Genomic DNA, 7,543 nt, shown 5'->3' with positions numbered 1-7,543 from the left:
TTAAAATACAAAACGCCCGATGAAGTACATCGAGCGTTTTAGTTAAAAAGTGTCAACCCATATCAGGACGGGTCATAGCCTCTAATGCTCTTCTTAAATACAACCCTAGACAACCTTCAGTCGATCTTGCTCTTAGCTCTGGCCTCTCAAATTCAAAATGAGCGCTTATAACTACTTATAGTTAATTTTATTAAAGTGTGATGATTAATTAACAAAAATACATGAACTTACATGTAACCTAGCCCTCTTATCCTGTTTTGTCATAACTAAGCTGTGCTAATATAGCGGCTCGTTCATTTTTTAGTTGAAGCTCTATGTTAGAAGTGTCTAACCTGACAGCAATCCGTGATGAAAGGGTTCTGTTTGAAAACCTGCAGTTTGAAATTAAGCCTGGTGAATTGGTCCAGATCGAAGGGCGTAATGGTACTGGTAAAACTACATTGCTACGGATTGTGACAGGGTTAGGTGATAGAGAAGAAGGTGTCATTAAATGGAAAGGCGAAGAGGTTGAAAAATCTCGTGATGTTTTCCATCAAGATCTGCTTTTCTTAGGACATCAAACAGGAGTGAAACGAGAGCTTACCGCATTAGAAAACTTACGTTTTTATCAATCTATTCAAAATAATCGCTCTTCAGACGAAGAAATCTTCATCGCTTTGACTCAAGTAGGATTAGCTGGTCGAGAAGATGTACCTGTAGCACAACTTTCCGCAGGTCAGCAACGACGAGTCGCATTGGCAAGGTTATGGCTCAGTAAGCAAATTTTATGGATTTTAGATGAGCCGTTGACTGCCATTGATAAGCAAGGCGTCAAGGTGCTTGAATCTTTGTTCGCAAGTCATGCTGATAATGGCGGTATTGTTGTCTTGACGACGCATCAAGATATGTTTGCGGACAGCCCGAAACTTAGAAAAATAAAGCTGGGTGACTGATATGATTTCCTCGATGACCACCATCATTCGTCGTGAGCTCCTAATCGCATTTCGCCGTCAGGCAGACATTCTGAACCCGCTGTGGTTCTTTATTATTGTCATTACTCTCTTTCCTCTGAGTATTGGACCAGAACCTAATTTGTTAGCACGTATTGCAGCGGGCATCGTTTGGGTTGCCGCATTGCTGTCCGCCTTATTATCATTAGAGCGTCTATTTCGTGATGATTTTCAAGACGGTGCACTAGAACAAATGATGCTAATGCCGATTCCATTGCAACTTGTAGTGGTTTCAAAGGTCATAGCACATTGGTTGTTAACAGGGTTACCTCTGATTTTAATTAGCCCATTATTGGCGGTTTTACTTTCGCTCGACTTCAATACTTGGCTATCGGTTGTATTAACCTTGATGATCGGTACACCAACACTAAGTTTTATTGGCGCCATTGGTGTGGCGTTGACTGTTGGGTTGCAAAAGGGTGGCGTTCTTTTGAGTTTGCTTATTCTTCCGCTCTACATCCCAATTTTGATTTTCGCAACATCGGCAATTGATGCTGCCGCACTCGGTATGGCGTATAACGGTCAACTAGCGATTTTAGGTGCGATGCTAATGGGGGCGATGACATTAACGCCTTTTGCCATCAGTGCCGCATTACGAGTTAGTGTTAACTAACTCAATAAAGTGCCAATGAAGCGGCGCTTGATCAAAGAATTATTATTAAAGCACTGCTACGGTCTCAACCCTTTAGACAGTGTCCCTGAAGTAAGAGTGAGAACAAAACATGTGGAAATGGCTACATCCTTATGCCAAGCCAGAAGCAGCTTATCGTTTGAGTGGTAAGTTTCTGCCTTGGTTTTCTGTATTGGCCCTCGTATGCTTATCGGTTGGTACGGTTTGGGGGCTTGCATTTGCGCCTTCAGATTACCAACAAGGTGACAGTTTCCGAATCATCTACATTCATGTCCCATCAGCTATTTGGTCTATGGGCGTTTATATGTCGATGGCGATCGCTGCATTTATTGGCCTAGTATGGCAAGTTCGCCTATCTGATATGGCGGCACTTGCGATGGCTCCGATTGGTGCAGTATTTACTTTTATTGCTCTACTTACAGGTGCTGTTTGGGGCAAGCCTATGTGGGGCACTTGGTGGGTATGGGATGCCCGTCTTACATCTGAATTGATTCTTCTATTTCTCTACCTTGGTGTGATTGCGCTTTACCATGCGTTTGACGATCAAAAAACCGCTGCAAAAGCCGCTGGTATCTTAGCGATCGTAGGCGTAGTAAACCTACCTATCATTCACTTTTCCGTGGAATGGTGGAACACGCTTCATCAAGGTGCGACGATCACGAAATTTGAACAACCTTCTATTTCATCCGACATGCTTTGGCCGTTATTGCTGAACATCTTTGGCTTTGCGTTCTTCTTTGGTGCCGTGACGATGGTCCGTTTTCGTAACGAAATCATCAGTAAAGAAAGTCACCGCCCTTGGGTGCGCAAACTCGCAACAGAACAAACTCAGTGAGGTAACTGATTATGCATTTTGAATCTCTGAGCGACTTTTTTGCCATGGGTGGCTACGCATCATACGTATGGAGTGCGTTTGGTATTACTTTCTTATCCATGCTGATTCTTCTGATCACTAGCCTTCGCCGCGGTGATGCATTATTGAAAGAAGTGAAAGCAAAAATTGACCGTCAAGCTCGTATCGACGCAGCGAAGAACATGGAGAACACCTTATGAACCCGAGACGTAAAAAGAGGCTAGGTATTGTACTAGCGATCTTTATCGGTATTAGTGCCACCATTGGTTTGATACTTTATGCGCTTAATCAAAATATGGACCTTTTCTACACTCCAACGGAATTGGTTAATGGTAAGCCAGATGGCACCAAGCCAGAAGTAGGCCAGCGTCTGCGTATCGGTGGAATGGTGGTTGTGGGCTCAGTTCGTCGAGATCCTAATTCTTTGAAAGTGAGTTTTGACCTGCACGATGTCGGTCCGAAAGTGACGATTACCTATGACGGTATTCTTCCTGACTTGTTCCGTGAAGGGCAGGGTATTGTTGCTCAAGGTGTACTGAAAGATGCCACGACAGTTGAGGCATTTGAGGTCCTAGCGAAGCACGATGAAGAATACATGCCACCAGAAATTGCAGAAGCGATGAAGAAAACGCATGAACCGCTTCAATACAGCACCGAACAGAAACAAGGAAGCGGCCAATGATTGCTGAAATCGGTCACTTTGCTCTCATTCTTTCGCTTGCAATGGCAGTGCTGTTGAGCGTATTGCCATTGTGGGGAGCATCGAATAATAACACCATGCTAATGAACACAGCGCGACCGCTATCTTGGTCTATGTTCCTGATGCTGTTGTTCTCTTTCGCCATTTTATGTTGGGGATTTTATACCAACGACTTCACGTTACAGTATGTAGCGAGCAACTCGAATAGTCAGCTTCCTTGGTACTACCGTTTAACCGCAGTATGGGGTGCACACGAAGGTTCACTGTTGCTATGGGTTTTAATCCAAGCTGCTTGGACTGTCGCTGTAGCGACGTTTAGTCGTGGTATGCCGCAAGAGTCGGTTGCACGTGTACTTGCTGTTATGGGCATGATCTCAGTGGGTTTCCTACTGTTTATCATCCTAACGTCGAACCCATTCCTACGTACGTTACCGTTCTTCCCGGTTGACGGACGTGACTTGAACCCTCTGCTTCAAGACCCTGGTTTGATTGTTCACCCGCCAATGCTTTACATGGGCTATGTTGGTTTCTCGGTTGCATTCTCTTTTGCGATCGCATCCCTAATGACCGGACGCCTTGATACTGCTTGGGCTCGTTGGTCTCGTCCTTGGACAACCGCAGCATGGGTATTCTTAACACTTGGTATCGCACTAGGTTCTTGGTGGGCTTACTACGAACTTGGCTGGGGTGGCTGGTGGTTCTGGGACCCAGTAGAAAACGCATCATTCATGCCTTGGTTAGCGGGTACCGCATTAATGCACTCTCTTGCCGTGACAGAAAAGCGCGGCACATTTAAAGCGTGGACGGTACTATTGGCAATCTCTGCATTTTCGTTGAGTTTGTTGGGCACCTTCTTAGTCCGTTCCGGTATTTTAGTATCGGTACACGCGTTCGCGTCTGACCCGTCGCGCGGTATGTTTATTCTAGGCTTCCTCGTTTTCGTTATCGGTGGCTCTTTATTGCTGTTTGCCGTAAAAGGGGCAGCAGTGCGTGTACGAGGTAACTTCGACTTAGTCTCACGTGAAAATGCGCTCTTAGCCAACAACGTATTACTTATCGCCGCTCTTGTTGTGGTGTTAGTGGGGACACTGTTGCCGCTCGTACACAAGCAGCTTGGTTTGGGGTCGGTCTCTATCGGTGCGCCATTCTTTGACATGCTATTTGCGTGGTTAATGATGCCATTTGCTTTCCTGCTTGGTATTGGCCCTCTTATTCGTTGGAAGCGAGACAATTTATCTAAACTTGTGAAACCAATGCTCGTTTCAGGTGTGCTTGCTTTCGCCTTGGCCGCGCTATGCGTGTACCTGTTTGCCGATTTCTTCTCAACCATGGCTTACATTGGTTGGGTGATGGCGATTTGGATTATTGCGATGCATGGCTTTGAACTGTACGAGCGCGCAACGCACCGTCATAGCTTTAGTGAAGGTGTTCGCAAGCTGCAACGTAGCCACTGGGCAATGATGTTGGGTCATGTTGGTCTGGCGGTATCTGTTATCGGTATTGCGATGGTACAGAACTACAGCATCGAGCGTGATGTACGTTTAGCACCTGGCGAACACTTCCAAATTCAAGGCTATGATTTCTACTTCTCAGGCTTGCGTGATAAAGATGGTCCAAACTACGATGGCTACATCGCAGACTTTGAGATCACACACGATGGCAAATACGTGAATACGCTTCACGCAGAGAAGCGCTTCTACCGTACGGCTAAGTCTATGATGACTGAAGCAGCCATTGACCGTGGTATTAGCCGCGACTTATACATTGCAATGGGTGAACGTTTAGACGACAACCGATCTTGGGCTGTTCGTATTTACTATAAACCGTTCGTTCGTTGGATTTGGGCTGGCTCTTTGATTATGGCATTAGGCGGCGCACTAGCGATTTCTGATAAACGCTACCGCTTCCGTAAATCGCCGAAGAAAAATGCGAAGTCAAAAGAGCAGGAGGCATAACATGAATAAGAAAATCTTATTTATTCCGCTTGTCGCTTTCATGATTCTAGCGGGCATTTTCGCAACCCAATTAATGCGTAACCAAGAGGGCGATGATCCAACTAAATTGGAGTCGGTTTTGGTTGGCAAGCCAGTTCCTGAGTTTCATTTAGAAGACCTGGCTGAGCCTGGAAAACAGTACGACCAATCAATTTTTAAAGGTGAACCGTTGCTCTTGAACGTTTGGGCAACGTGGTGCCCAACGTGTTATGCAGAGCATAAATACCTAAACGAATTGGCGGGTAAGGGCGTTAAGATCATCGGTATGAATTACAAAGATGATCGTAATAAAGCAATAGGTTGGCTGAATGATCTCGGCAACCCGTACTTGATCAGCCTATTTGATGGCAGTGGTATGCTTGGCCTTGACCTTGGCGTTTATGGTGCTCCAGAAACATTCATTATTGATGCAAATGGTGTGATTCGCTATCGCCATGTAGGGGATGTAAACCCACGTAATTGGTCAGAAACACTGGAGCCGCTTTACAACAAATTGGTTGAGGAGGCGAAGCAATGAGAAAGCTAATTCTTGCCGTTTTTGCTGCGATGACATTATCTCTTGCTGCTCATGCGGCCATTGAAGTGTACGAGTTTGATAATTTGGAACAAGAACAGCAGTTCAAAGAGTTAAGCCATACGCTCCGTTGCCCTAAATGTCAGAACAACACGATCTCGGATTCTAACGCTGAACTTGCTCAGGACTTACGCCATAAGGTGTACGAAATGACCAAAGAAGGGAAGTCCAAAGATGAGATTGTTGATTACATGATCGCCCGTTACGGTAACTTCGTGACTTACAACCCACCATTTACGGTCGCGACTGCGATTTTGTGGCTAGGGCCACTCGCTGTAGTACTGGGTGGTTTTGGTTTGATTGTGCTGCGTAGCCGTAAATCTAAAGTTAAGGCAAAAGCGAGCAGTGACGAGCAATGGGATGAGCAAAAAGAAGCTCGTTTAAAAGCATTGCTTGAAGAAGAGAACAACGGAGATAAGAAGTAATGACACTATTTTGGATTTCCACCGTTGCTCTCACGCTTATTGCTTGTGCGCTGGTGGCTTTGCCGCTGCTTAAACAAAAAGCGAACAATGATGATGTGTTACGCGATGAGCTCAACAAGGCATTTTATAAAGACCGACTATCTGAGCTTGCAGAAGAAACTGACGAAGGTCTGGTTGAAAGTGAAGACGAACTGATTTCTGATCTAAAGCAATCACTGCTTGATGATATCCCTGGTGATAAAGCGCAAAAAGAAACCAAGGTTTCTCCAATCGCGGTTTTAGTTCCATCGGTAATTCTGACGGTGGTGCTGAGCTATGGCTTGTATTATAAATTTGGCGCGTCAGACGATATTGTTCAATGGCAAGAAGTGTCTGCAAATCTACCTGAGTTATCGAAAAAGCTGATGTCGGCTTCTTCTGAGCCGCTGAGTGACGATGAAATGGCGGATTTGACCCTAGCCCTTCGAACTCGCTTACATTACCAGCCGGAAGACTCGACAGGTTGGTTACTGCTAGGTCGTATTGCGTTAGCAAATCGTGATGTCACCACAGCTATCGATGCGATGGAAAAATCGTACCGCCTAGAGCCAAAAGACCCAGATGTGATGTTGGGTTATGCACAAGCTCTGATGCTGTCTCAAGAGGAAATGGATCAAGCGACGGCTCGCTCATTACTCGGCAAGCTGATGCAGCAAGACTATGTCGATCTGCGTGTGTTTTCTTTGTTAGCGTTCGATGCGTTTGAGCGTCAAGACTTCCCGGCAGCCATAAAGTACTGGGGAATCATGCAGCAAATGATTGGTCCAGAAGATAGTCGCTACGAGATGTTGTCACGCAGTATTGAGAGTGCTCGTAAGCAAATGGGCGAAGCGGTTTCACCGGATAAGAGTGTAGCTGTGACAATTAATGTGGCACCAAATGCTCAGTTGGATCCAAACGCAGTTCTGATTGTGTCAGTACATCGTTCAGATGGCTCTCCAATGCCTGTGGCTGCTGCTCGTTATCCGCTAGGTACTTTCCCTCGCACAGTCGTATTAGATGATGGCAATGCCATGATGCAAGGGCAAAAGTTATCTTCACTCGATAAGCTAATCGTCCGTGTGCGTGTAGATTCTGACGGTAACGTAGCAACGCGTGATCAAGATTGGCACGGAGAAAGTGACGTCGTTGAATTTGGCGCACCAGTAGAAGTGACCATTGATCAGCAGTATTAATTGTTAACATCTGTCTCTGAAACATGACAACGAGGTAGAGTCAGTTGCCTTTAGTGGTATGACTCTAAACGATCGAGTAGAATACCGAAGGCCAGCGATTGCTGGCCTTTATTTATTCCCATATCTGAGTCATCTTTACTATGTATCCTGCTCAACATACGTA

General features: G+C 45.5%; 9 protein-coding genes. All 9 read left to right on the top strand.

Annotation, left to right across the window (positions count from 1 at the left end; genetic code table 11):
• Positions 1 to 314 precede the first annotated feature (314 nt).
• Complete coding sequence (ccmA, locus tag R7127_RS19610) at positions 315 to 932, top strand: cytochrome c biogenesis heme-transporting ATPase CcmA (protein WP_005380511.1); 618 nt, start codon at positions 315 to 317, stop codon at positions 930 to 932.
• Position 933: 1 nt separating this feature from the next.
• Entirely contained in the window at positions 934 to 1,602 is a 669-nt protein-coding gene (ccmB, locus tag R7127_RS19605) for a heme exporter protein CcmB (RefSeq protein ID WP_005380512.1), read from the top strand.
• A gap of 109 nt (positions 1,603 to 1,711) precedes the next feature.
• Positions 1,712 to 2,455 (top strand): heme ABC transporter permease, encoded by a 744-nt coding sequence (locus tag R7127_RS19600; protein WP_005380513.1) that lies wholly within the window; start codon positions 1,712 to 1,714, stop codon positions 2,453 to 2,455.
• Between the two features lie 11 nt (positions 2,456 to 2,466).
• The gene (ccmD, locus tag R7127_RS19595; protein ID WP_005380515.1) at positions 2,467 to 2,673 is read left to right on the top strand and encodes a heme exporter protein CcmD; all 207 of its coding nucleotides are present in this window, start codon (positions 2,467 to 2,469) and stop codon (positions 2,671 to 2,673) included.
• Positions 2,670 to 3,155 carry a cytochrome c maturation protein CcmE gene (gene ccmE, locus R7127_RS19590; RefSeq protein WP_005380516.1) on the top strand — a complete coding sequence of 162 codons (486 nt, stop codon included), beginning with the start codon at positions 2,670 to 2,672 and terminating at the stop codon, positions 3,153 to 3,155. Before ccmD ends, ccmE begins: the two co-directional genes overlap by 4 nt.
• Positions 3,152 to 5,128, top strand: coding sequence for a heme lyase CcmF/NrfE family subunit (locus R7127_RS19585; RefSeq protein ID WP_017635943.1), 1,977 nt, complete (start codon positions 3,152 to 3,154; stop codon positions 5,126 to 5,128). The genes ccmE and R7127_RS19585 overlap by 4 nt, the downstream gene beginning before the upstream one ends.
• A 1-nt stretch (position 5,129) precedes the next feature.
• A complete protein-coding gene (locus tag R7127_RS19580) occupies positions 5,130 to 5,684 on the top strand; it encodes a DsbE family thiol:disulfide interchange protein (RefSeq protein ID WP_005380518.1) in 555 nt (184 codons plus the stop codon).
• Positions 5,681 to 6,166 carry a cytochrome c-type biogenesis protein gene (locus R7127_RS19575; RefSeq protein WP_005380519.1) on the top strand — a complete coding sequence of 162 codons (486 nt, stop codon included), beginning with the start codon at positions 5,681 to 5,683 and terminating at the stop codon, positions 6,164 to 6,166. The genes R7127_RS19580 and R7127_RS19575 overlap by 4 nt, the downstream gene beginning before the upstream one ends.
• The gene (gene ccmI, locus R7127_RS19570; protein WP_017820807.1) at positions 6,166 to 7,380 is read left to right on the top strand and encodes a c-type cytochrome biogenesis protein CcmI; all 1,215 of its coding nucleotides are present in this window, start codon (positions 6,166 to 6,168) and stop codon (positions 7,378 to 7,380) included. The genes R7127_RS19575 and ccmI overlap by 1 nt, the downstream gene beginning before the upstream one ends.
• The last annotated feature ends 163 nt before the right edge of the window (positions 7,381 to 7,543 follow it).

Origin of the sequence: Vibrio sp. 1159, assembly GCF_033340395.1 — a bacterium.
In the GTDB taxonomy this organism is placed as follows: domain Bacteria; phylum Pseudomonadota; class Gammaproteobacteria; order Enterobacterales; family Vibrionaceae; genus Vibrio; species Vibrio alginolyticus.
The sequence above is the reverse complement of the archived record's forward strand: the minus strand, read 5'-3'. Positions and strand labels throughout refer to the sequence as shown.

Excerpts from the sequence above, each read along its gene's own strand:
- ccmD (WP_005380515.1), top strand. The coding sequence starts at position 2,467 with ATGCATTTTGAATCTCTGAGCGACTTTTTTGCCATGGGTGGCTACGCA.
- R7127_RS19585 (WP_017635943.1), top strand. The coding sequence starts at position 3,152 with ATGATTGCTGAAATCGGTCACTTTGCTCTCATTCTTTCGCTTGCAATG.
- ccmA (WP_005380511.1), top strand. The coding sequence starts at position 315 with ATGTTAGAAGTGTCTAACCTGACAGCAATCCGTGATGAAAGGGTTCTG.
- R7127_RS19580 (WP_005380518.1), top strand. The coding sequence starts at position 5,130 with ATGAATAAGAAAATCTTATTTATTCCGCTTGTCGCTTTCATGATTCTA.
- ccmB (WP_005380512.1), top strand. The coding sequence starts at position 934 with ATGATTTCCTCGATGACCACCATCATTCGTCGTGAGCTCCTAATCGCA.
- ccmE (WP_005380516.1), top strand. The coding sequence starts at position 2,670 with ATGAACCCGAGACGTAAAAAGAGGCTAGGTATTGTACTAGCGATCTTT.
- ccmI (WP_017820807.1), top strand. The coding sequence starts at position 6,166 with ATGACACTATTTTGGATTTCCACCGTTGCTCTCACGCTTATTGCTTGT.
- R7127_RS19575 (WP_005380519.1), top strand. The coding sequence starts at position 5,681 with ATGAGAAAGCTAATTCTTGCCGTTTTTGCTGCGATGACATTATCTCTT.
- R7127_RS19600 (WP_005380513.1), top strand. The coding sequence starts at position 1,712 with ATGTGGAAATGGCTACATCCTTATGCCAAGCCAGAAGCAGCTTATCGT.